Raw genomic sequence first — 22,748 nt, forward strand, 5'->3', positions numbered from 1 at the left:
AATTTATTTTAAGTCTTCGTCATTTCTTAAATCATTAAATTTCCTCTTCATTGTGGGATTATTTTTAGTTAACTTTTTAACTGTTAAATCTTGCGATTTACTATCAGCAGATAAAAGATGTTTTTTAGATACCAGTAATGCATCTTTCGTTTTTTGTAAATGACTTATTGATTTATCAATTTCAGAAATTGCGTCATTAAATCTATCCTGCGCTAATGAAACATTTTTTCCTACCGCATTTTTAAATTGATCAAGAGTACTTTCAAAATTTGTTATATCATAATTCTCTCTTTTCATTAAATCTATTTCAGTTTTATACTTTAAAGTTTCAAAAGAAGCATTTCTAAGTAGAGAAATAATAGGCAGAAAGAATTGTGGCCTTATTACAAACATCTTTGGATATTTATAAGATACATCTACAATTCCGGAATTATATAGTTCACTTTCTGGTTCCAACAATGAAACCAATACTGCATATTCGCATGATTTCTGAGTTCTATCTTTATCTAATTCTTTAAAGAAATCTTCATTTTTTCGTTTATTAAAACCATCAGCACTTTGGTTTTTCATCTCAAACATGATAGAGACGATTTCAATTTTATTATCATCAAACTCTCTGAAAATATAGTCACCTTTGCTTCCTGAACTTGCATCATTATCTTTTTCAAAATATGAGTTTTTAAAAGCAGTAGCTCGATTTAGATTGAATTGAGTCTCACAATGTATTTCTAATGTTTCTCCAACCATTTTTGTTGAAAGTTTAGATTTCATATCTCTTAGTTCTTGAATCGTTAAATCACGCTCAGTAATTTTGTTCTTAAATTTTTCTTCAATTTCTCTCTCATTTATAGATTGTTCTAATTTCATTTTTTCAATAGAGTTTATTAATATAGTTTTTTCTTTTTCTAAATTATTTACAGCTTCAATTACTTTATTCTTTGACGATAAATCACTAATAACGGATTGCCTTTCAATATCCTCCTTTAATTTAATTACTTCATTATTGAGTAAATTGATTTTGTTGGTAGCTTTATTTTTTAGTTCATTTAATTCATTTAATTTCTTTTCTTCAGCGATATTTAACTTAGACTCAAGGTCTTGAATTTTCGTATCTTTTTTTTGCCTGTCTTCCATTAATTTTATTTTTAATTCTTGTTTAGCAATTTCTATCCCTTTATTCTTATCTTCTTCAGCGAGTTTAAGTCTTTCCTCTATTTGCTTGTTAAATTCCTCGTCTTTAATTTGAAGAAGTATTTCTTGAAAGCTGCTTGGATCTATTCTGAATGTTTTTCCACATGATGGACATTTTATATCTTTCATTTTTTACTAATAAAATAATTTTTTTTTAGAAAATGACATGATACTTTATTTATCTATAAGGAATTTAATTATGGATATAGAATAATCATAGATTGAATATTATGCATCAATTAATTATAAGAAATAAAATAATTCGTCTCCTTCTAAATTAAACCTGATTCTTTTAAGATATTGATTTTATTTGCTAGTTCAATATCTGCTGTTGAGATAGATCTATCTGAAGTTTTTTGGGAGGAGATTGTATATCCGCTATCATCAACAAACTCATCCTCTGAATCGGATATATTTTTAATGGGTTGATTATTAGTATAAGTTTCAGAATTAAATGATTTAGTTTTACTCAAATTGCTATATCCAAAATTTGCTATACCTCTAGTATCCAATGCTTCTTCTACAAGTATTCCAACAACTTTTGACCTGCTTATAGATTCACTTTTAGATATTTGATCTATAATTTCCAGAACTCTTTTCCTGGGTAAATAACCTATCCTTTTAACTGGATTTTCCATACGAATAAAGTATTTGACGTAATTGTAACACTTTTGTCAAATATTTCCAGGCGATAAAAATATTAAATATTTATAACCTAGTAACTGTTTATTATGGAATCTATAACATTATCGTCCTGGATTATAATGAAATAGTTCATTTCTTAGATTTTTTTTTGATTACTTTATTATTATTATTTTTAAACAATTTTTTTAAGTAATTATTTCAAGGACCTTTAATTTTTAAACCACTTTTTATGAAAGATAAAACCTATAATAATGCAGACAGTTTTGCTATATCTTTTGATGAGGAGTGGGAAAAAGTTGATTGTAATGATACGGCTCAAAAAATTGATAAAGTTATTGATATTTTATCTGAACACCCATTTGTTATTTCAAATCTTGATAATGCAAGAAATATAGCAGAATTTAGAATTTATTCTCTTAAAAAATTTCAATAATTAAAAAATTTTCTAATTTTTAAATTGTAAATTATTTTTTTAATAGTTAACTAATAGTTTTTAATTAAATGTTTGGAGAATTAAAAAATCCTTTAGTAAACAAAAATATTATAATTCCAATTATTGGACCAATGCCAAATATAAATAAAATTAATTTGGCTGAATTTTTTGTCTGTCCTAATTCATTATTAGCCTCTTTTCTTAATTTTTTAGGATTCTTTTTTGATGATTTTTTTTTCATGAAAACTATTTTACAACAAACTAATAACGAATTAATAAATAATTTAAGTTTTAATTAATTTCTATTTGTTTGAGATAACTCATTAAAATATAAAAAAAATACAATATTGTATAATATTTATTAATGTTTGGTAGATATGAGTGCATCTAAAAGAGAGGAAGTTAGTTCCCACCTTAGATATATAAGGTTAGAACTTAGAGAGATGCATCAAATGCTTATAAGGGATGATTTATTACCTGATCTAAGCGAAGCAAAAGAAGTACATGCTCAACTAGATGCACTTTATGAACTGTTGTCTGACAAAAGAAAAAAGAAAGTCAAGAATGAATTTGAAAATTTCTAATTCTCAAATATTAAATTTTATCTGAACGATTAAGAGCTGAATTCTATTTTTTTTCTTTTGTCGTGCAACAACTCTAATTTATTATAAATTTCTTTTATTTGTATTTGTAAGATATCCGTTGAGTTGATGTTACTTAAGGATTCCATCGCTAGTAATAGACTTTCTTTAGCCTCAATTAAATGTCTACATTCTTTACTACCAGCTTCGTATGACATAATTGTGAAAATTATATTATTATAAATATACTAAGAATAGTTCAGTATTGTTTGATACTTTTATTGATTGAATGCTTATTATTGTCATATTTAATACAAAAATGTAGTTATAACTTATTAAGCTAAAATAAAATTTATTCTATGAAAGAAGAAGATTCTAGAGATATTAAATATTGCATAAATTTAGCAATTGATAATGCTGAGAAAAGAATTAAATTATTAGAAAAAAGGGATCAAAAATGTATTTTTGAAGAATATAATGAGTGGTTAAAAGAGAGTATTGATTATCAATCAATCTTATTACTAAGAGAGGACCCAATTATTTAAAGATTAAATTTTGAATAAAAATCAATTTAATCTTTTGCTTGAGAAGTTATTTTAAATAAAAAATATAGACTGAGAACAAAAACACTTATAAGTATTATGGTTAAACTTGAAAAGTTATACATTTACTTATATCTCTTTAAAATTATTAATAATACTATTGTAACAAATTTTTGATTTGTAATTATTTAGTATCATTTGTCATTTATTAGCAAATTAATAAATTTAATAAATTCTTTCTTTTCTAAATTAATATTTTTGGAGTTTTTTTTTAATTTGTTAAATATGACTTCTAACAAATATTCTTTCTTATTCAGCATAATTTTTAACTATTTTTCTAATAAATAAACTTTTTCTTCACCTATTTTATCCGGAATTGTTATTTTACAACCTTTGTCTTTTTCCATATCGCAATCTTTAGTCGCAGGAAATGATTTCCAGGTACATATTTTTTCTTCTGTATATTCTTTAGAAATAATCCATCCATCATTAAGGAAATCAGAAATGCCCTCTTCTCCACAGGAATATCTTACTTCCATTTTGCTTTTTGATAACTTTGTTTGCTGACTCTCCTGTTCTTCAGAATCTATTATCAACTCCTGTTTATTAGCTGTTGATTTGCAAGAAGTTAAAAAAATTAAAAGTAAGAATAATTGAGTAATCTTTATAGAATTTTTCATCCAATTTCAATTTTTTGGAAAGTATGTATTTATTTTCTGAATTATAGTTTATTTTGTTTCGATTACTTTCAACAATTGATCCATTTTATACATTAGGGTTTTTACTTCATCTGGTTGTGGTAATAATAACTCTTCAGTAACGGTAAGGTGTATTCTTTTTAATTCTTTTCTAAGATCCTTTAAATGCATCTTCACATCTTCTTTTTTTTGTCTAACATTAGTCATGAAATTAATAATTAATAATTGAAATTGAAATTAAATTTATAAAATTACATAAGTTGTTAGTAATTTTATATTGAAATAAATCATTAGATCAATCTTCCAGGTTTTTGATTTCATATATTTCATCGCCCCCATTACAAAAATTAGTTGATAACATTCTTAATTCGTTTCTTTTTATATTAATTAGATTTTTATTTTTTACAATATAATTTTGGGCATTATTCTCGCAATCTAATCTATTTTTAGAGTATTTAACTAGTGGATAAATATAAGTTAAACCGGCTAAAAAGAACAAAAATATAATTATTAACTTTTTCTCATTTTTAAGAATCTCGGTATATTTTTTCTTTGACTTTAATACTTTAATAAGCCATTTATCTGGTAATCCAATTTGAACAAATAATAATTCGACCCACCAAGGGAGAGATTTATCTTTTTTATTATTTGAATTTGTTGAAGCTTTTAATTTTTTATTTTCAAAGGTTGGATCTTTTATACCTGGTACCTTTCTTGATTCTTTTTTCTCCATATCATCAAATGTCTTATATGGAATATAGTGGTTTTATTTTGATTTGAAAACTATATTTTTATTTTTTAAGTTTTAAATTGATTTATACATGATTTTGATTATTGTAAATTTGTAATTTAAATATATAAATTCATAATGCCTAAAAAAAGAAGAAAGTTAAATAAAGATTTCGAAAAAAAAATATATACTTCAAAAAAAAATGTGGAATTAGTTTTGGCTAAAATTTATGATATTGACGATGAGGATATCCAAAAAGAATATATGAGCGCCTTTAACGATGTTGTTTATTCTTATGATCAATTAAAAAATGACTATGAATTAACTGGATTCAATGATAATTCTGACAAATTGATTGCTGACTACAAAAAAGCTTTTTCTCTTTTTGAGTCAGAGTTTGAAATATAAAATAGATTTATTTATTGAAAGGTATTACAGGAATTTCAATTTTATTCCCTTGTAATAAATTTAATTTTTTTAATTTTAGTTTTTTTATACAAGTAGATCTTTTTGACTTATTTTGACATATTTCTTTTATTTGATAATTAGAAAGTGAATAAGCACTATTCCCAAATAAAAATAAAATAAAAAAAAAGAAAAGGGTATTGAAAAATAACTTCATCAATTTTTTTTTATTTTTAAGAAAGTTTAAATCTTATTTTAAGATTAACCATAATTACAAAAATCTAAAAGCTTTTTTAATTCATCTTTACTTAAGTCTGTAGAAATAAAAACTTCTTGAGCTGTTTTACCCCTTCTTGCAATTGCTTTATAACCGTTAATTGTCTTTACAGATACTCTTATAACTAAATTAGTAGATCTCCCTCTTACTCTTGATATTATTGCTGGGGTTATAGTTTTAATTCTTATATTTAAGGCAAGTTTTTTAAGAACTGGAATCAAACCCTCTATGTGTGTACTATGGTTTAAAACAACTCTTCCCAAGGTGGTTACTCTCTTTTTATACATTGTATTTAATAGAATTCATTTCTGAGAAATAAATTTTTGTTTGAAAAGGATTGGATTAAAATATTTTTTTTGGAAGTTCTGTTATATTGGATTTATTAATTAAATTATGATGATTTTTCAGATAGGTTGGGCTGCTTTAGCAGCAATTTTTACTTTTTCAATTGCTATGGTTGTTTGGGGCAGAAATGGTGACGGTTCTATTGATATATGATTTTTCATCATTTAACTTTGAGGATTATTTAAGCAAAATTCTTATTTTTGCATCTTTTGCTCTACTAAGTCTAATTACTATAGCAGTAATTTATATTTCTTATATTTCTTGGAAAGATAAAAGAAGAATAGAGAAATAATTTTTAATTTTAAAACTATTTGTTCTTTTCTTTCTTGTTTTTTATTTTTGCTTCTTGAAGTAGTTCCTTAGCCTGTTCCATTTTTATAATACTGCTTTTATAAATTCCAATATCCTTTTCTGCTTTATTAAATGATAGATTTAATTTATTAATGATATCTGAAATGATTTTATTTTTTTCAGGATCCTTAATATCCTTAAAATCAGTGGCATTAGCTATAATTAAGTAAATACCTAAATTCAATATCCTTGAAGAGTATAGATTAGTATCTGATTTTTGTTTTAATAAAATAGAGATTTCTTTTAAGGACTTATCTTTGTAGCCTTCAAGAGTTTTCTTGGAGGCTTCTTTTATTTTTTTAGGTTCAAAATTTGAGGAATTACATAATGATTCAAAAAGTACCCTTAAATGTTCCTCGGGCTTATAACCTTTCGTTAATTCTTTGAATGTTTCTGTAAGACCAACACAAAATAAATCATCTTGTATAAATTCATTTTGGTGATTTAAAAGATTTAGTTCAACAAGCATTTCATCAACTATCCTTTTATATAAACCTGGAATTACGTAAGGGAATTGTTCATGAAATAACTTTTTGCTATCCGAGACAGTCAATTTTTCTTTCAATTGTTTATATGTAAACCTTAATAACCATAGCGTATGTTGAGTCAATATCGTTAAGATCTAATAAACAGATAAATATTATTATGATCCCTTTAGTTTTAGAAGAATCTGGCGGAAGTGAAAGAGTATTTGATATTTACTCAAGACTTTTAAGAGAGAGGATTATATTCTTAGGAGAACAAGTAACTAGTGATACTGCTAATAGAATTGTTGCTCAATTACTTTTCCTAGAAGCGGAAGATCCTGAGAAAGATATCTACATGTATATTAATTCTCCTGGAGGTTCAGTTTATGATGGTTTAGGTATTTTCGATACTATGCAACATGTAAAGCCTGACATACATACTGTTTGTGTTGGGCTCGCTGCTAGTATGGGTGCCTTTTTACTTGCGGCGGGAACTAAAGGTAAAAGAAGTAGCCTGAGACATTCAAGAATTATGATTCATCAACCTCTTGGTGGTGCAAGAGGTCAAGCCAGTGATATAAGAATTCAAGCTGATGAGATTTTATATTTAAAAGAACGTTTAAATACTGAGCTATCTGAAAGAACAGGTAAAGAACTTGAAACCATTAAGGAAGATACTGATAGAGATTTTTATATGTCTCCAAAGGAGGCAGTAGAGTATGGTCTAATAGATTTGGTTTTAGATAAAAAACCAATTAAAAATACTTAATTAAGTATTTGTGGAGTTCTTTCTTTTTCAGGAATTTGTGTGAATTCAGAAAGGATTTTTACAAACTCTTCACCATCCAATGTTTCTTTTTCTATTAAAAGATCTACAATTTTATCCATTGCTTCCCTGTTTTTACTTATTATTGAATAGGTTTGTTTATAACAGTCTTTTACCATAACTCTTACACTTTCATCAATTTGTTTAGAAATAGAGTCAGAAACCTCGCTTCTTGTCATTAAATCTCTTCCAACAAAAACTTCTTGATTACCACCTTCAAGAGCAATTGGACCAAGTTCACTCATTCCAAATCTTGTAACCATTTGTCTAGCCATTGAAGCTACTTGTTGAAAATCTCCTCCAGCTCCAGTTGTTATTTCCCCTTTACCAAAAACAACATCCTCAGCCGCTCTTCCTCCAAGAGCACCCATTATTCTTGCCTTCAAATTTGCCCTACTTATAAGAGATTGATCATCATCAGGAGTAAACCAAGTAAGACCTTTTGCTTGCCCTCTTGGAATTACAGTTACTTTCTGAACAGGATCATGGGCTTTTACTAAAGTTCCTATTATGGCATGTCCAACTTCATGATAAGCAATTAATCTTTTGCTTCTTCCATCTGTTAGTGGAGAACCTTCCATTCCGGCAACTATTCTATCAACTGAATCGTCAATTTCTAAAATTCCTATTGACTCTTTTCTTCTTCTTGCTGTTAAAATTGCCGCTTCATTTAAGAGATTTGCTAAATCCGCTCCAGTAAAACCAGGAGTCCTTCTTGCAATACTTTCTAAAGTTAAGTCTTCCTGAAGAGTTTTATTTTTTGAGTGAACTTCAAGAATCGATAATCTCCCTTTAATATCAGGAGCATCAACTGTAACTTGTCTGTCGAATCTTCCTGGCCTCATTAAAGCGGAATCCAAAACATCTGGACGGTTAGTTGCAGCAATAATAATAATCCCACTATTACCTTCAAATCCATCCATTTCAGTTAAAAGTTGATTTAGAGTTTGTTCCCTTTCGTCATTTCCACCACCGATGCCAGCTCCTCTTTGCCTTCCTACTGCATCAATTTCATCAATGAATATTAAGCATGGACTATTCTCTTTGGCTTTTTTGAAAAGATCCCTAACTCTACTAGCACCTACTCCAACAAACATTTCTACAAATTCTGAGCCTGCAAGCGAGAAGAATGGAACTCCTGCTTCTCCTGCAATTGCTTTTGCTAAAAGTGTTTTACCAGTTCCTGGAGGACCTACAAGTAAAACTCCTTTGGGTATACGAGCACCAACAGAAGTAAATTTTTCAGGTTTTTTTAAAAATGTAACTACCTCTTCTAAATCCTCTTTTGCCTCATTTACTCCTGCAACATCGTCAAATACAACTCCAGTATCAGCATCCATAGCAAATCTAGCTTTTGATTTCCCGAATTGCATAGCTTGACCTGGCCCTCCAGGCATACCATTTGATCTCCTAGCTAAAAGAATTAAACCTCCTATCAGAATTGCAGGGAAAAGAAGATTACCGAGAATACCTAATGCTGGTGGTGTAGTTTTAACAGGGTGAACATCAAAACTTATTCCTTCATTTTTTAGATTAGTTATTAATTCAGGTGTAAGACCAGGCAAGTCTACTCTTAATCTTTGTACTTTATTATCCAGATCTGAGTCTATAGTTTCGATAACAGCATTTCTACCTCCATCAAAAATATCAACTGATGTAACTCGACCTGAATTTATATAATCTAAAAATCTTCCATAACTAACTCTTGCTACAGCTGAATTTTTGGGAGCTATTGTAGTGCCATTAGATTTTAATGAGTCAATATTGCTTGTTGAAAGGAATTGATATGAAAGAGCTATGACTAGAATAATTGGAAGCGCCCATAAAATTATTGTTTTAAATTTTTGATTCATTAATTTATTTCATATAAATTTGTACAATTCTAGAATGAAACGATGCATTTCGTTGATATTTTTCTTAACTTGATTTGTATAGTAGATTTAGTTTATTTTAAATAATTTTAATGGATTTTAATATTAAGGATAAAGTTAAACTGAAAAATCCTTTGTCTTATCTTAAAACCTCCGACAATATGCCTATGCTTAGGCCACCTGACTTAGTAGCTATTGACGAAGTTGGAGAAATAATAGCTATAAAATCTCCCGATACTGTTGAAATAAAATTTAGAAGAGGATCTTTCTTAATTGATACTGACAAGATAGAAAAAACACAAATTTAAAAATTTCTTATCCAAAGTTTGTTAATTTCATTACATATTTTTTCGTCTCCAGAAATACTTAAAAAGGGTTTTTTAAAATATTTTTTAGTTACTTTCAAAATATCTGCAGAGTTTACATGATTAATTTTATTTATAAAGTCATAATTTTGGCCTAATGAATATCCCATGTATTGAATCTTTCTATATAAAATTTCGTTTAAAGTTTGGTTAGATATTAGAAATGAACTTTTCAATTTAATCTTTGCTAAATAAATATCCTTTTCGATAATTGAAGAAGATAATAATTTTCTCCATAATTCTGATAGGATTTCAAATGCAAGAAGCGCATTTTTATTTGAGACAGAAAAGTAAATTAAAAAAGGAGAATTTTCTTTTCTACAAGGGTTATAGACCCCAACTTCATAAGTTAAACCATTCCTTTCTCTGAACAATTTGGATAATACAGAGCTCATTCCATATGATAGATGTGATTCTAAAATTTTTAACGGTAAGTATTCATGGCTTGATATCGGACATGTTTGATTACCTAACATTAAAATTATTTGATTCGACTTCTGATATGTGCTTACAAACCTATTCAAAGGATTAGGATTATTGTTGTAATTTTTGCTTTCTAAGTTAACAGTAATTTTATTTTGGTCAATATTTTGGTTTAATAAATCAAAACTTTTATTTTTGATTTTTAAATTATTAGAAATTAGATACTTATTTCTATTTTTAAAATTCTCATATTCAGATAAAATATCATTATGAGTAATTTTTAAAATATCTTCTTCATATCCAGAAGAGTTATAAGCGTAGGAATGTTTTAAATAAACAATTTTTCTCCATTTTTCAAAGGTAATATTAAATGGATTTTCCCTATCTTTTTTTAAGGTATTAATAGTTGATTTCTTTACATTTTGAAATTGGTTATATGAGAGTATTGGTTCATTTATAATTAAATTTACTAAAGGTAAAAGTTTATTAAAATGTTCATTTAATGATTTAAGGCTTATTATCATACCGTCCTCTAATGTCTCTAGATTTAGTTCCGCTCCGTGTGAATCGACATACTCTGAAAAAGCTAAATTTTCAAAACCTTTACATCCTCTGGTTAATAATGAGCAAAGAATTTGATTGATCCCTTTTTTCTCTTCAATATCCATATTGCTTCCACCATTTATCCAAACCATCGCAATTGAAAAATTCCGAATAATTTTTGATTCATAATATGCTTTTGTCATTATCCTGTTGATGCAATCAAAGTAAATTTATTTCTTGATAAATAATTTATGATTTCCTTAAAGTTATTTGTATTATTCCAGTAATCTAAATGATTATTTAAATCATTTAGAGTATTTTTCCTACCCCATAAAAGCTCATTTCCAAAAAATGAAGTTAATTGTGTTGACGTTTCTAGATTAAAAATATAGTTGCTTTTAACAATATTAATTGCTTTTCTAATCTCATTTAAAGTTAAATTTTTACAACTTACAACCTCTTGAATTGTTTCATTAATTCCTTCCTCTACGTTTTTTAAATTTATTTCATCGCAGCAAGCTTCAATTACTAATAAACTGCCAAATTCTCCACCATTTACATCTACATATATTGATTCAACTAGGTTCCTTTCTTCCTTTAAAACTTTTACTAATCTGCTATTTCTCCCTACACAAAGTATTGATGCTAATATTTCAAAGCCGATATTCATTTTTTGATTCTTTAGGCTTGGTATACTCCATGCCATGAATATTCTAGACAATTCAATATTCTTAAAATTAATCTCTTCTCTTCCAGTGCTTGCGACTAAATTTGAATTGTTATTATTTTTTATTTGAGAAGTTTCATTAGGATCTAGATAAGAAAAGTTATTTTCGTGATATATTTCAAAAGTTTTCTCAGATAGATTTCCAGCAATTGCAATACAAAAATTATTCTTTTTGTAAAAGCTTTTGTGAAATTTTTCTAAATCAGCTTTTTTTAATGATTGTAGATTTTCTTCTGTGCCTAATATTGTTTTGCCATATTTATTATCCTTCCATACTCTGCTTAAAAAATAATTAAAAAGTTTTTCATCAGGCTGGTCATTTTGTTGTTTTATTTCATCAATGACAACACTTTTCTCTTTTTCAAATTCATGAATATTAATACTTGGAGATAAAACAATGTTTGTCAAAAGAGCCAGTGATTCTTTAAAGTTGTTTTCAGGTATTAATACATAGTAATGTGCATCATCATATCCAGTTGAAGCGTTGCTCATCCCCCCAAGAGATTCGATCTTATAATCAAATTCTCCTGGCATTAATTTATTAGTACCCTTAAAAATCATATGTTCCAAAAAATGAGCTGTTCCGTCTCTATCTGATTCCTCAAATGCAGATCCTGCTTTAAACCAAAAATCTATGCATACAAGAGGTAATTCTTTATTTTCCACAAAAACGCATTTAGGTTTGCTTGGATGGTTAAAGTATTTAACTTCTCCTGGGTTCATTGAAATCCTTTCCTTATTTTAATTTTGATACTTTTTAAACTTGTTGTCTAAATCTTTAACCAAAACTAAATTAATTGACCCACTTATTTTGACTTTATTGCAAAATATAAAGGTTCAAAGGTCTAAGCTTAATGACCTCAATTGCATAGAGGTAGATCCTAAACTTTCAAACATAATTTCCAATGTAGAAGGTAAGGAGCTATATATAGAAAATGAATTTTATAAAGCAAAAGGATTTAGAAAGTTACATATTGAAGTGGCTGAATTTTCAAAAAGTCTAAAGATTCTACATTGCGTATTTTTTCCAGACCCAAAGTATGATATTCCAATATTTGGAATGGATTTAGTTAAAGTTAATGAACTAGTTTCAGCAGCTATTGTTGATTTATCTCCTTCATCGAAGAACCAAAATTTAAAATATGATCATTTATTGTCTCATATTGATAAAAGTGTTTTTAAATCTAAAAGGGAAATTCCAATCTGGGGAAATATTTTTTCTAAAAATGTTTTTTTTGCTTCCTTAAAAAATGAAAGTGAAAAAAATGCTTTTTGTAAAATAGTTGATAATTATCTTTCTGTTTTAATTCAATTAAGTCAAAGCACTAGTCCTGATTCTGATTATGAAATAATTGAAGAAAGAATTAATTATCAAAAAAATTATTGTGTTCAGCAAATGAAAAACGAAAAAACAAGTTTAGTTTTGCTTAAATATTTTGATAAAGTATGGGTAGATGAATATATCAAAAAAGTATTATTTGATTTTTGATGTTTATAAATAATTTAAAAAATATAATCTTTTGTTTTTTGATATTTTTACCATTATCGATAGGAATAAGTTCATGTTCTCAAAATAAAAAATCAAATTCTAATTCTAATATAGAAATAACTTCTGATTTTATTCCTGTAATAGAAGCAGTCGCAGCATTAGGTCAACTTTCTCCAGCTGGGGATATTAGGCAATTAGCAGCACCAATCTCTCAATTTGGATCATCTCCTCGTTTGTCTGAACTACTTGTGAAGGAAGGTGATTTTGTCAAGGAAGGTTCAATTCTAGCCGTTTTTGAAAATAGAGAGAAATTAGTTGCAGATCTTGAAAAAAAGAAAAACCTTATCAAAACTAATATTTTAGAGATTTCATTAAAAGAAGATCAAATTAAAAGATATGAATTAGCCGTTGAAAACTCAGCATACTCATTGGTACAACTTTCTCAGAGAAAAGATGAATTGTTAAAATTACAAAAACAAAAAATAATTAACGTTGCCGATAAAAAAAACATTGAGATAGATCTTTTTAACTCTCAACTTAGAAGTCCAATTGATGGCTATATACTTGACATTAATACAAGAGTTGGAGAAAGATCTAAAAACGAAGGGATCCTTGATATTGGCTCAAGTCAGAATATGGAGGCTCTTATAGAAGTCTATGAATCTGATATAAATAGAGTATTTATCTCGCAAAATGTTGAATTAAGTAGTGAAAATGGAGGCTTTAAAAAAATTCTAAAAGGGGAAGTAATAAGAATTAGCCCACAAGTAAAACAAAGAAAGGTCTTATCCACAGACCCTACAGGTGATGCGGATGCTCGTATTATTGAAGTTCTTGTAAAGCTAAATCCGGAATCCATAAAATTAGTTAAAAATTATACTGGTATGAAAGTTATTGCAAAATTCCTACCTTGATAAATTTTTCTTTCATAAAATTTAGGAAAATTCCTTTAGCTTGGTTGTTACTTACAAGACAGCCACTCAGATTAATAGTTGCTATTGCAGGAATTAGCTTCGCGGGGATTTTAATGTTTATGCAATTAGGCTTTCGAGATGGATTATTTGATACAAGTGTAACCATTCATAAACTTTTGGATGCTGATCTTGTGTTGATAAGTCCAAGATCAAAAAGTTCCATAAGTATGAGTGGATTTCCAAAAAGAAGACTAATTCAAACTTTAGCTTTAGAAGACGTAGAAAAAACTGCCCCTGTTAACTTAACTTATCTTCTCTGGAGGAACCCAGAGAATCTAAAAACAAGATCTATTTTAACCTTAGGATTTAATCCTTCAGATTCTCTTTTATTAGATGATGGATTTTCAAGAAAGGCTGATAAACTTAAAAATCCAGGAAGAGTTCTTTTTGATAAACTTTCAAGACCAGAATTTGGGCCTATAGAAGATTGGTTTCTTTCGGAGAAGAAAGTAGAAACCGAAGTTGCTGGTATAAGAGTACTAGTTGAAGGTCTTGTTGAGTTAGGTCCTTCCTTTGGAGCAGATGGAAACCTTATAACAAGTAGAGAAACATATCTAAGGCTTTTCCCTGCAAATCCAAAAGGAAGTATTGAAATAGGTTTAGTGAAACTGCGAAGTGGTTCAAATCCTATTCTGGTATCTGAAATATTAAATAAGTCTTTACCGAATGATGTTCGTGTTTTAACAAAAGATCAATTTATAGAATTTGAAAAAAATTATTGGAAAAACAGTACCGCCATTGGCTTTATATTTAGTTTAGGAGCTTTGATGGGCTTTGTAGTTGGTTGCGTTGTTGTGTACCAAATACTTTATAGCGATGTTACTGATCATCTTCCTGAATATGCAACCTTGTTAGCTATGGGGTATAGACTAAAGACTTTGTTTTTTGTTGTAGCTAGAGAAGGCTTTTTATTAGCATTATTTGGCTATTTGCCTGCTTATTTTTCTGGGCAAATACTTTATTCAATTGTCCGAAATTCTACGAAATTACCCATAGTAATGGATGCCAATAAAACAATTTTAATTTTTATTTTGATCTTGGTTATGTGTATGGGTTCTGCTGGAATTGCTATGCGTAAATTAGTCGATGCAGATCCTGCTGAAATATTTTAACTAGAATTATTTATATGCCTAAAGCTATCAATAAAAAAGATAAAAATTCAAAAACTGTTTCTATAAATAATTTGAGTCATTATTATGGAATTGATGAAAATAAGAAACAAGTACTTAATAATGTAAATTTCTTTATTGAAAAAGGAGAGTTAGTTCTTTTAAAAGGACCATCTGGATGTGGTAAGACAACTCTTCTAACTTTAATTGGTGCATTGAGAACATGCCAAAGTGGAGATTTGACAGTTTTAAATAATCAACTAAATGGGGCTTCAAGAAAAACTAGACAAAAACTTCGAAGAAATATAGGGATGATTTTTCAGGGACATAATTTGCTTAGATGTTTAACAGCAGAACAAAATGTTCAGATGGGAGCAGATTTAATTACAAATTTAACGTACTTACAAAGAAGAGAAGTAGCAAGAAAGTGGTTATCTGCGGTTGGTTTAGAGGACCATCATAAAAAACTACCAAATGGATTGTCAGGAGGACAGAAACAGAGGGTTGCAATTGCAAGAGCATTATCCGCGAATCCCAAACTTTTACTTGCGGATGAACCTACTTCAGCTTTAGACAGTGTCACTGGAAGAGAAATAGTTTCACTTTTACGGAAATTAGCAAAAGAGCAGAATTGTTCTGTCCTTATGGTTACTCATGATCCAAGGATTTCAGATATGGCGGACAGGATATTAAACATGGAAGATGGTAAAATATTTAATGCACTTAGTGAGCTAAGATAGTTAAAAGTAAAAAAGAATTTTTATGTCAAAGAGAAGAAATTTAAAAAAAGAAAAGCAAGACCGTAATCGTGCATATGCTAGAAAATTTAAAAAAAGAAAGCTTAGATCTGATGGTAGACCAGAAGGAAATAACGTAGCTGGAACAGCTAATAATGGCGGAGCAGCTGATTAGTAAAAATTTGGATCTTTTATATTTTAAAATTCTGTATATTAAAAAATAAATAATATATGGTTATGAACGTAAGCATCGTTATCCCAACTTATAATAGAAAACCAATATTGGAAAAATGTCTAAAAGCACTTGAGAAGCAGAACTTAAATGAGAATATCAGTAATTATGAAGTAATAGTTGTTGATGATGGCTCTACGGATGGCACAACCTATTGGATAAAAGATAATTATGAAGTTCTCCCTCATGTGGTCTTATATGAACAAGAACATGGCGGACCTGCTTTAGGAAGAAACTTAGGTGTAATGAAATCTAAATATGAAATTATCATTTTCATCGATAGTGATCTCATTGTTTTAGATGACTTTATAGCCTGTCATGTGAATAAACTATTATTCTCTTGGAATAAAAATAATAAAAAATGCTTTACTTATGGTTCAGTTATTAATACTTCTAATTTCTCTAATCCAGAAAGTGAAAGATATAAATTAACTGATTTTTCCTTTGCATACTTTGCTACTGGAAATGTTGCTATTTCAAAAGAATTACTTTTAAGTGTTGGATTATTTGATAACTCTTTTAGCCTTTATGGGTGGGAAGATCTAGAGCTGGGTGAGAGATTAAAAAAATTAGGGACGAAATTAATTAAATGTCCAGAAGCTGTCGGATTTCATTGGCACCCCCCTTTTGATTGTGGGCAAATTGAATCATTAGTATCCCAAGAAAAAGAGAGAGCAAGGATGGCTTTAATATTTTATAAAAAACACTCAAATTTGAGAGTTAGATTTATGATTCAACTAACTCCGCTTCATATTCTGCTTTGGCAAATAATTTGTCTGGGGGGATTGATAAGTATTAAAAGATTATTTCCGTTATTAAGATTTCTAATTGATTCAGGGAGAAATAGAATTGCATTAGAGATTGTTAGAATTCCGCTTAACTTAATTTATGTAAAAGAACTTAGAAGATTAATTTAAATTTTAAAAATTAATATTAAAAGATATTCTTTTAGGATTTCTGATTATTTGCTACAATATTAAAAACTAAAACCACACATCTGACTGTTTCGGGTGATTTAAATACTTAAATTTCCCGTCGGATGGAGGCTAACCCGAAACTTATTTAAACATGGCTGTTGTATCACTATCTGAAATGATGGAAGCTGGTGCCCATTTTGGGCATCAAACTAGACGTTGGAATCCCAAAATGTCTAAATATATATATTGTGCGAGAAATGGGGTTCATATTATTGATCTTGTTAAGACTGCTCTATGCATGAATAATGCTTATAAGTGGACAAGGAATGCAGCAAAAAGTGGAAAAAGATTTCTTTTTGTAGGTACGAAGAAGCAAGCATCAGATGTTGTTGCTCAAGAAGCTGTTAGATGTGGTGCTGCTTATGTGAATCAGAGATGGTTAGGAGGAATGCTTACTAACTGGACTACTATGAAAGCAAGAATAGAAAGATTGAAAGATCTTGAGAGAATGGAAAGTAGTGGGGCTATCGCTATGCGACCAAAAAAGGAAGCGGCTGTTTTGAGAAGAGAATTAGAACGCTTACAGAAGTATTTAGGCGGTCTTAAAGGTATGAGAAGATTACCTGATATAGTTGTTCTTGTAGATCAAAGAAGAGAATCTAATGCTGTTCTTGAAGCTAGAAAATTAGACATTTCTTTAGTTTCAATGTTAGATACTAATTGTGATCCTGATTTGTGTGAAGTCCCTATTCCATGCAATGATGATGCAGTGAGATCAGTTCAACTTATTTTAGGGCGACTTGCAGATGCAATTAATGAGGGAAGAAAAGGTTCTAACGATCAAAGAAAAAATTAATTTATTTTTAAACTTTAATAAAAACAAAAACATTATCTTTTTAAATGGGAAACATTACAGCAAAACTTGTTAAGGATCTTAGAGATAAGACTGGAGCAGGAATGATGGATTGCAAAAAGGCTTTAAACGAGACAGATGGAAATGTTGAAAAAGCCTTAGAATGGTTAAGGAAGAAAGGTATAGCAAGTGCAGAGAAGAAATCAGGAAGAGTTGCTGCTGAAGGTTCTATTGGCAGTTATATACATACGGGTTCAAGGGTGGGTGTTCTTTTAGAACTAAATTGTGAAACTGATTTTGTTGCTAGAGGAGATATATTTCAATCTCTTTTAAAAGACGTATCTATGCAAGTTGCTGCATGTCCAAATGTAGAGTATGTTTCTATTGATCAGATACCAAAAGATATAGTCGAAAAAGAGAAACAAATAGAAATGGGTAGAGATGATTTGTCTGGTAAACCAGAAAATATTAAAGAAAAAATTGTTGAGGGAAGAATAGCTAAAAGACTAAACGAGTTGGTCTTGCTTTCTCAACCTTACATAAAAGATAGTGCATTTACAGTTGAGGATCTTGTGAAACAAGCAGCAGCTAAAATTGGTGAAAATATCAAAGTTAGACGTTTTACTAGATATACATTAGGAGAGGGTATTGAAAAAAATGAGATGGACTTTGCTGATGAAGTCGCATCTTTAAAGTCAAACTAAAAAACTTGAGCAATAGTATCAAAGGTAGAAATTCAAAAGAAGTTACAATTCAGCTCAAGAGGGCTGAAACCCAAAAAAATATATTAATAAAAAATATTTATAAAGAATATGAGGCCTATTTTGATATCGTTAGAAAATCTATTCTTAGCTCTGCTAAAAAAGGTATAGCTGGAATTTATTCAAATTTTTCTATTAGTGATAAAGCATTACATTCAAAAGAATTAAATATATTTTTAAACAAAAATATTAGCCTGCTTATCAATTCAAAACTTCCATTTATAACTATTGAACAACTTAAGTTAGATGATATTAGTGATCCTACAAAACAGTTAGTAAATGCAAGTGTCATAAAAGAATTGGTAAAGCGAAAAGAATATCAAACAGTAAATATTGATTATGAGAATGAAAAAACTGCTAACGAATCCATTGAATTTCATTGCGATAACAATTTAAAAACATATGAATATTATGAAACTTTAAGTGAAGATGAAATTTCCTCTGTAAATTTAGATGAAAGTAGTTATTTAAATTCTTTTTCTAAAGAAATCAGTATTGAAAAGATTGAAGATGGGAAAGGGTTAGTTAATGCTTTCCTTGAATTAATAGAAGAAACAACTGATAATAAATTAATTGATTATGAAAAAATAAATGATCAGCCCCCTGATGTTTTTATCTCAAGTGATAATTTAAATATTTTTGAAATTATTGATAAATCATTTAGCAATTTTTTATTGAATCTTTCATATAAGATTAATTTAGAATTATTTAAAATAAAGTTAATAAAAAAAATTATAACTGAAGAAACTTTCAAATGTTTATCAATTAATAATTCTATAATTAAACATCCATATCCTTTTGTTATTAGATATGATTTGTATTCAGATAAGTTTCCTCCAATTAATAATAAGTCTTCTGATGTTTATTTGTTTAATATAACTAATGTTGAATTAGAATTTTATAACTTAGATCTTTCAATCTGTAGAAATAATATAAATGATTTAAAAAATAGGTTTAAATTATTAAATAAAAAGCAAAGATATTGGAAAAATAAGGAACTTGCCTCAAATAGTTCAAAGTAATTAAAATTTAAATTTATCTTGTTGATAAAGTGACTAATAATGAAGAATATATATATTTAATTAAGGATTGGATTAGACCCCTTCAAAAAGCTCTTACACTTGAATCAGAAAATAGATTTACTAATTTATTAGGTAAAAAACAACAATTTAATGATTATTTAAATAAGTCATTAAGTAATTTAGATAATTTGAAATTAACTAATGAATTTATTAAATTATTTGGTGAATTCTCAATTAAATATTCTGAATATAATGATTTAGACGTCAATCAAAGAAAAAGACTGGTAATTGATACTAGGAAAGCTCTACTGAAATTTGGTAAATCTATTGATTTAAATTACTCTAATAAAAATACAGACAGTTATTATTCAAAAGTCATAGATTCTAAACTGTCCTTAAACTCAGATATTGCATTAATAAAAAGTATAGGCAAGATTAATAAAAATAAGCTAAATGAATTAGGAATATATAATATAAAAGATATAATTAATTATTTTCCACGAACTTATTTAGATTATACGAATAGAGTTAAAATAATTAATTTAAAACCTGATAATTTATATACCTGTATTGCAACTATAAAAAAGTTTTACATTTATAAGAGTCCAAATAATAGTAATTTATCAATAATGAATATAGTGATATTTGATGAAACCTCCTCAATAAAAGTTACGAAATTTTTTTTAGGCAAAAGATTTAGATCTTATTCTTTTTTTTCTTCTCAGAAATCCCTATATATGCCAGGTACTAAATTAGCGATATCTGGTAAGGTCAAAGTATCTGAGTATGGGAAAAATTTTGTAGACCCGCAGATAGAAATTTTAAATACAAATGAAGAATCTTTCAATTTCTCTGGAAAGATTATGCCTTTATATTCACTATCAGAATCATTCTCTAATTTAAGTTTTATAAAATTAATTAAAAAAGTAATTATTTATTCAAAACAATATCCAGATCTACTTAATCAAAAACAACTTAACTCATTATCTTTAGTTTCAAAAAGTGATTCTTTAATAAATATTCATTTACCTATAAATCAGAATGCTTTGATTGAGTCAAAAAAACGATTGGTGTTCGATGAACTATTTTTATTGCAAATGAAGTTTTTATTAAGAAAAAGGAAGAATAATAAAAAATTAACTATTCAGAAATCTATTAAAAAGAATTTTTTACTTAAAGATTTTTTAAATAAAGTTCCTTTTCAATTAACAAAATCTCAGGAAAAAGTACTTGATGAAATTAAATCTGATTTATCAGGTTTAACACCTATGTCGAGACTACTACAAGGAGATGTTGGCAGTGGTAAAACTATTATTGCAATCGCATCTCTTTTAATTGAACTTGAAAAAGATCAACAAGGTGCATTAATGGTTCCTACTGAAGTACTTGCCTCACAGCACTATAAAAATTTAATACAATTCTTGAACCCACTTTTAGTTTCTGTAGAACTTCTTACAGGTAATACCCCACAGAAAAAAAGAAAAGAAATACTTACAAATTTAAAAATTGGAATGGTGGATATTCTCGTAGGTACACATGCATTATTTGAAGATAAAGTTGTTTTTAATTCATTAGGGATGGTAGTCATAGATGAACAGCATAGGTTTGGTGTTACACAAAGAAATCGATTACTTAACAAAGGAGATAATACTAATTTGTTATCCATGACTGCTACTCCCATACCTAGGACTCTCGCTTTGTCACTATATGGTGATTTAGATATTAGTCAGATTACAGAACTTCCCCCAGGAAGAGTCCCAATAACAACAAAAATTATTTCAGAAGAAGAGTTAAATATACTTTTTAAACGTGTTGAGAATGAGATAGATAACGGGAAGCAAGCTTATGTAATTTTGCCATTAATTGAAGATTCTGAAAAAATGAATTTAAGTTCTGCAAAAAAGATTTTTAAATATTTATCAGAGGAAATTTTTTTAAAAAATAAGGTTGGACTTTTACATGGAAAATTAAATTCTGAAGAAAAGAATAATGTCATTAATTCTTTTGTTAATAATGAAGTAAATATATTGGTTTCTACCACAGTTATTGAGGTAGGAATTGATGTACCTAATGCTTCAATTATGATTATTTATAATTCAGAAAGATTTGGTTTGTCTCAATTACACCAGTTACGAGGGAGAGTTGGGAGAGGATCCCATAAATCATTTTGTTACTTAGTAACTTCTGAAAACAATGGATTAGAAAATAAAAGGCTAAGTGTTTTAGAAAAATCTAATGATGGTTTTTATATCGCGGAAAAAGATTTGGAACTTAGAGGTCCCGGCCAACTCTTGGGATATAAGCAGTCGGGATTGCCCGATTTTGTTTTGGATAACTTACCAAATAATAAAGTTTTAATTGAAAAGGCTAGAGAAGAGGCTCAGAGGGTAATAAATGAAGATCCTGACTTAAAAAAAAATATTTTATTAAAAGATTTGCTAATCGACAATTCTGACAATAAATTTATTCATGATTTCTTAAATTAAAACGTTTAATTGTCAATTTTTAAATATATGCAAATATAAAATTAATAGACAAAGTTCATTGAAAATTTGGAATGAGATCCCAATTAAGGAGAATAAAGATAAATTAATTTCAATACCAAGTTGTTTTAAATTTATTAGTCCACATCCTTACTATGATCTAGGTGCTCCTTATAAGGAAAAAAAGTCCATTTGGAAATTAAGAGAAGAAGTTGTAAAGAGATTAATAAAAGTAAATGACTTTTTAAAATTAAAAAATAATAGTTTATCCCTTTTGATTTATGACAGTTGGCGACCTATCGAAGTTCAAAAATTTATGTTCAATAGAGCTTTTATTTTGGAATGTGAAAGGCTAGATATTGATGCTTCTGAAAAAGATATGGAACGATATCCCATAGTTAAAAAAAATGTTGAGAAATTTTGGGCTTATCCTTCGTTCGATGACAGATATCCACCACCACATTCAACTGGGGGTGCTTTAGATATCACTTTGGCCGATAAGTATGGAAATATTATAAATATGGGAAGTAATATTGATCAGATGGATGATAAATCAAAACCAGATTTTTACAATAATATTGATAATGTAGATGCAATAATCTGGAATGATAGAAGAAAGTTACTAAAAGAAATTATGATTAAATTTGAATTTGTTCAGCATCCAAATGAATGGTGGCATTTTAGTTATGGAGATCAACTATGGGCTTGGAAGAATAAAAAGACTTATGCTTTGTATGGGAAAATATGATTT

30 protein-coding genes are annotated in these 22,748 nt (G+C 28.2%); 18 read left to right on the forward strand and 12 right to left on the reverse strand.

The genetic code is table 11. From position 1 onward, the window contains the following. Positions 1-3 precede the first annotated feature (3 nt). On the reverse strand, positions 4-1,320 hold the full coding sequence (locus tag ACTF45_RS07125) for a DUF2130 domain-containing protein (RefSeq protein WP_438949657.1): 1,317 nt from the start codon (positions 1,318-1,320) through the stop codon (positions 4-6). Positions 1,321-1,463: 143 nt separating this feature from the next. Continuing rightward, a complete protein-coding gene (locus ACTF45_RS07130; RefSeq protein WP_288347810.1) occupies positions 1,464-1,829 on the reverse strand; it encodes a CopG family transcriptional regulator in 366 nt (121 codons plus the stop codon). A gap of 236 nt (positions 1,830-2,065) precedes the next feature. On the opposite strand from ACTF45_RS07130, the gene ACTF45_RS07135 reads away from it, so the two are divergent. Then, positions 2,066-2,269 carry a hypothetical protein gene (locus tag ACTF45_RS07135; protein ID WP_438949658.1) on the forward strand — a complete coding sequence of 68 codons (204 nt, stop codon included), beginning with the start codon at positions 2,066-2,068 and terminating at the stop codon, positions 2,267-2,269. A gap of 64 nt (positions 2,270-2,333) precedes the next feature. On the opposite strand, the gene ACTF45_RS07140 is transcribed toward ACTF45_RS07135, so the two are convergent. Then, positions 2,334-2,510 (reverse strand): hypothetical protein, encoded by a 177-nt coding sequence (locus tag ACTF45_RS07140; RefSeq protein WP_288347808.1) that lies wholly within the window; start codon positions 2,508-2,510, stop codon positions 2,334-2,336. A gap of 136 nt (positions 2,511-2,646) precedes the next feature. Here ACTF45_RS07140 and ACTF45_RS07145 point away from each other — a divergent pair, with 136 nt between their 5' ends. Beyond that, positions 2,647-2,853, forward strand: a complete 207-nt coding sequence (locus ACTF45_RS07145) for a hypothetical protein (RefSeq protein ID WP_036930795.1) — start codon at positions 2,647-2,649, stop codon at positions 2,851-2,853. 29 nt (positions 2,854-2,882) lie between these two features. On the opposite strand, the gene ACTF45_RS07150 is transcribed toward ACTF45_RS07145, so the two are convergent. After that, a complete protein-coding gene (locus tag ACTF45_RS07150) occupies positions 2,883-3,068 on the reverse strand; it encodes a hypothetical protein (protein WP_438949659.1) in 186 nt (61 codons plus the stop codon). A gap of 141 nt (positions 3,069-3,209) precedes the next feature. Between ACTF45_RS07150 and ACTF45_RS07155 the strand changes: the two genes are divergently transcribed. Further along, positions 3,210-3,395, forward strand: coding sequence for a hypothetical protein (locus ACTF45_RS07155; protein WP_438949660.1), 186 nt, complete (start codon positions 3,210-3,212; stop codon positions 3,393-3,395). A gap of 326 nt (positions 3,396-3,721) precedes the next feature. Here the strand turns inward: ACTF45_RS07155 and ACTF45_RS07160 are convergent, their stop codons facing one another. The 3 genes from ACTF45_RS07160 to ACTF45_RS07170 form a co-directional block, all read right to left on the reverse strand. Next, on the reverse strand, positions 3,722-4,072 hold the full coding sequence (locus ACTF45_RS07160) for an alpha-2-macroglobulin (RefSeq protein WP_288346818.1): 351 nt from the start codon (positions 4,070-4,072) through the stop codon (positions 3,722-3,724). A 48-nt stretch (positions 4,073-4,120) separates the two neighbouring features. After that, positions 4,121-4,297 (reverse strand): hypothetical protein, encoded by a 177-nt coding sequence (locus ACTF45_RS07165; RefSeq protein ID WP_288346816.1) that lies wholly within the window; start codon positions 4,295-4,297, stop codon positions 4,121-4,123. 88 nt (positions 4,298-4,385) lie between these two features. Continuing rightward, positions 4,386-4,823, reverse strand: a complete 438-nt coding sequence (locus ACTF45_RS07170) for a hypothetical protein (protein ID WP_288346814.1) — start codon at positions 4,821-4,823, stop codon at positions 4,386-4,388. Positions 4,824-4,958: 135 nt separating this feature from the next. Here ACTF45_RS07170 and ACTF45_RS07175 point away from each other — a divergent pair, with 135 nt between their 5' ends. Then, the gene (locus tag ACTF45_RS07175) at positions 4,959-5,228 is read left to right on the forward strand and encodes a hypothetical protein (protein WP_288346812.1); all 270 of its coding nucleotides are present in this window, start codon (positions 4,959-4,961) and stop codon (positions 5,226-5,228) included. Between the two features lie 258 nt (positions 5,229-5,486). Here the strand turns inward: ACTF45_RS07175 and ACTF45_RS07180 are convergent, their stop codons facing one another. Then, the gene (locus ACTF45_RS07180) at positions 5,487-5,765 is read right to left on the reverse strand and encodes a DUF2103 domain-containing protein (RefSeq protein ID WP_011132373.1); all 279 of its coding nucleotides are present in this window, start codon (positions 5,763-5,765) and stop codon (positions 5,487-5,489) included. Between the two features lie 133 nt (positions 5,766-5,898). On the opposite strand from ACTF45_RS07180, the gene petN reads away from it, so the two are divergent. Next, the gene (petN, locus tag ACTF45_RS07185; protein ID WP_011376303.1) at positions 5,899-6,000 is read left to right on the forward strand and encodes a cytochrome b6-f complex subunit PetN; all 102 of its coding nucleotides are present in this window, start codon (positions 5,899-5,901) and stop codon (positions 5,998-6,000) included. A 154-nt stretch (positions 6,001-6,154) separates the two neighbouring features. On the opposite strand, the gene psb29 is transcribed toward petN, so the two are convergent. Then, the gene (gene psb29 / locus ACTF45_RS07190) at positions 6,155-6,808 is read right to left on the reverse strand and encodes a photosystem II biogenesis protein Psp29 (RefSeq protein ID WP_438949661.1); all 654 of its coding nucleotides are present in this window, start codon (positions 6,806-6,808) and stop codon (positions 6,155-6,157) included. 32 nt (positions 6,809-6,840) lie between these two features. On the opposite strand from psb29, the gene clpP reads away from it, so the two are divergent. Continuing rightward, positions 6,841-7,434, forward strand: a complete 594-nt coding sequence (gene clpP, locus ACTF45_RS07195) for an ATP-dependent Clp endopeptidase proteolytic subunit ClpP (RefSeq protein ID WP_288346827.1) — start codon at positions 6,841-6,843, stop codon at positions 7,432-7,434. Here the strand turns inward: clpP and ftsH are convergent. Next, a complete protein-coding gene (gene ftsH / locus ACTF45_RS07200; protein WP_288346809.1) occupies positions 7,431-9,344 on the reverse strand; it encodes an ATP-dependent zinc metalloprotease FtsH in 1,914 nt (637 codons plus the stop codon). The two genes, clpP and ftsH, sit on opposite strands and share 4 nt — an antisense overlap. A 110-nt stretch (positions 9,345-9,454) precedes the next feature. On the opposite strand from ftsH, the gene ACTF45_RS07205 reads away from it, so the two are divergent. Further along, complete coding sequence (locus ACTF45_RS07205) at positions 9,455-9,670, forward strand: NAD(P)H dehydrogenase assembly family protein (RefSeq protein WP_288346807.1); 216 nt, start codon at positions 9,455-9,457, stop codon at positions 9,668-9,670. On the opposite strand, the gene ACTF45_RS07210 is transcribed toward ACTF45_RS07205, so the two are convergent. Beyond that, positions 9,667-10,896: a M16 family metallopeptidase gene (locus ACTF45_RS07210; RefSeq protein WP_288346806.1), complete on the reverse strand. Its 1,230-nt coding sequence runs from the start codon at positions 10,894-10,896 to the stop codon at positions 9,667-9,669. The two genes, ACTF45_RS07205 and ACTF45_RS07210, sit on opposite strands and share 4 nt — an antisense overlap. Next, positions 10,896-12,143: a M16 family metallopeptidase gene (locus tag ACTF45_RS07215; RefSeq protein WP_438949662.1), complete on the reverse strand. Its 1,248-nt coding sequence runs from the start codon at positions 12,141-12,143 to the stop codon at positions 10,896-10,898. Before ACTF45_RS07215 ends, ACTF45_RS07210 begins: the two co-directional genes overlap by 1 nt. 40 nt (positions 12,144-12,183) lie before the next feature. Between ACTF45_RS07215 and ACTF45_RS07220 the strand changes: the two genes are divergently transcribed. From ACTF45_RS07220 to ACTF45_RS07270, 11 genes are all read left to right on the forward strand, one after another. Then, positions 12,184-12,909: a phycocyanobilin:ferredoxin oxidoreductase gene (locus ACTF45_RS07220; RefSeq protein WP_288346803.1), complete on the forward strand. Its 726-nt coding sequence runs from the start codon at positions 12,184-12,186 to the stop codon at positions 12,907-12,909. Next, on the forward strand, positions 12,909-13,823 hold the full coding sequence (locus ACTF45_RS07225; protein ID WP_288346825.1) for an efflux RND transporter periplasmic adaptor subunit: 915 nt from the start codon (positions 12,909-12,911) through the stop codon (positions 13,821-13,823). Before ACTF45_RS07220 ends, ACTF45_RS07225 begins: the two co-directional genes overlap by 1 nt. Continuing rightward, entirely contained in the window at positions 13,823-14,995 is a 1,173-nt protein-coding gene (devC, locus tag ACTF45_RS07230; protein ID WP_288346824.1) for an ABC transporter permease DevC, read from the forward strand. Before ACTF45_RS07225 ends, devC begins: the two co-directional genes overlap by 1 nt. A 14-nt stretch (positions 14,996-15,009) precedes the next feature. Beyond that, complete coding sequence (locus ACTF45_RS07235) at positions 15,010-15,732, forward strand: DevA family ABC transporter ATP-binding protein (RefSeq protein ID WP_288346801.1); 723 nt, start codon at positions 15,010-15,012, stop codon at positions 15,730-15,732. 22 nt (positions 15,733-15,754) lie between these two features. Beyond that, positions 15,755-15,904: a hypothetical protein gene (locus ACTF45_RS07240; protein WP_011132385.1), complete on the forward strand. Its 150-nt coding sequence runs from the start codon at positions 15,755-15,757 to the stop codon at positions 15,902-15,904. A 62-nt stretch (positions 15,905-15,966) separates the two neighbouring features. Next, positions 15,967-16,878, forward strand: coding sequence for a glycosyltransferase family 2 protein (locus ACTF45_RS07245; protein WP_288346799.1), 912 nt, complete (start codon positions 15,967-15,969; stop codon positions 16,876-16,878). 151 nt (positions 16,879-17,029) lie between these two features. After that, positions 17,030-17,734, forward strand: a complete 705-nt coding sequence (gene rpsB, locus ACTF45_RS07250; protein WP_288346798.1) for a 30S ribosomal protein S2 — start codon at positions 17,030-17,032, stop codon at positions 17,732-17,734. A gap of 44 nt (positions 17,735-17,778) precedes the next feature. Further along, positions 17,779-18,435 carry a translation elongation factor Ts gene (gene tsf, locus ACTF45_RS07255; protein ID WP_288346796.1) on the forward strand — a complete coding sequence of 219 codons (657 nt, stop codon included), beginning with the start codon at positions 17,779-17,781 and terminating at the stop codon, positions 18,433-18,435. A 5-nt stretch (positions 18,436-18,440) separates the two neighbouring features. Further along, the gene (locus tag ACTF45_RS07260) at positions 18,441-19,514 is read left to right on the forward strand and encodes an adenylate cyclase (RefSeq protein ID WP_288346794.1); all 1,074 of its coding nucleotides are present in this window, start codon (positions 18,441-18,443) and stop codon (positions 19,512-19,514) included. A gap of 29 nt (positions 19,515-19,543) precedes the next feature. After that, the gene (recG, locus tag ACTF45_RS07265) at positions 19,544-22,000 is read left to right on the forward strand and encodes an ATP-dependent DNA helicase RecG (RefSeq protein WP_438949663.1); all 2,457 of its coding nucleotides are present in this window, start codon (positions 19,544-19,546) and stop codon (positions 21,998-22,000) included. 58 nt (positions 22,001-22,058) lie between these two features. Further along, complete coding sequence (locus tag ACTF45_RS07270) at positions 22,059-22,745, forward strand: M15 family metallopeptidase (RefSeq protein ID WP_288346791.1); 687 nt, start codon at positions 22,059-22,061, stop codon at positions 22,743-22,745. Positions 22,746-22,748: the final 3 nt, after the last annotated feature.

Source organism: Prochlorococcus sp., assembly GCF_965655815.1.
GTDB lineage: Bacteria > Cyanobacteriota > Cyanobacteriia > PCC-6307 > Cyanobiaceae > Prochlorococcus_A > Prochlorococcus_A pastoris.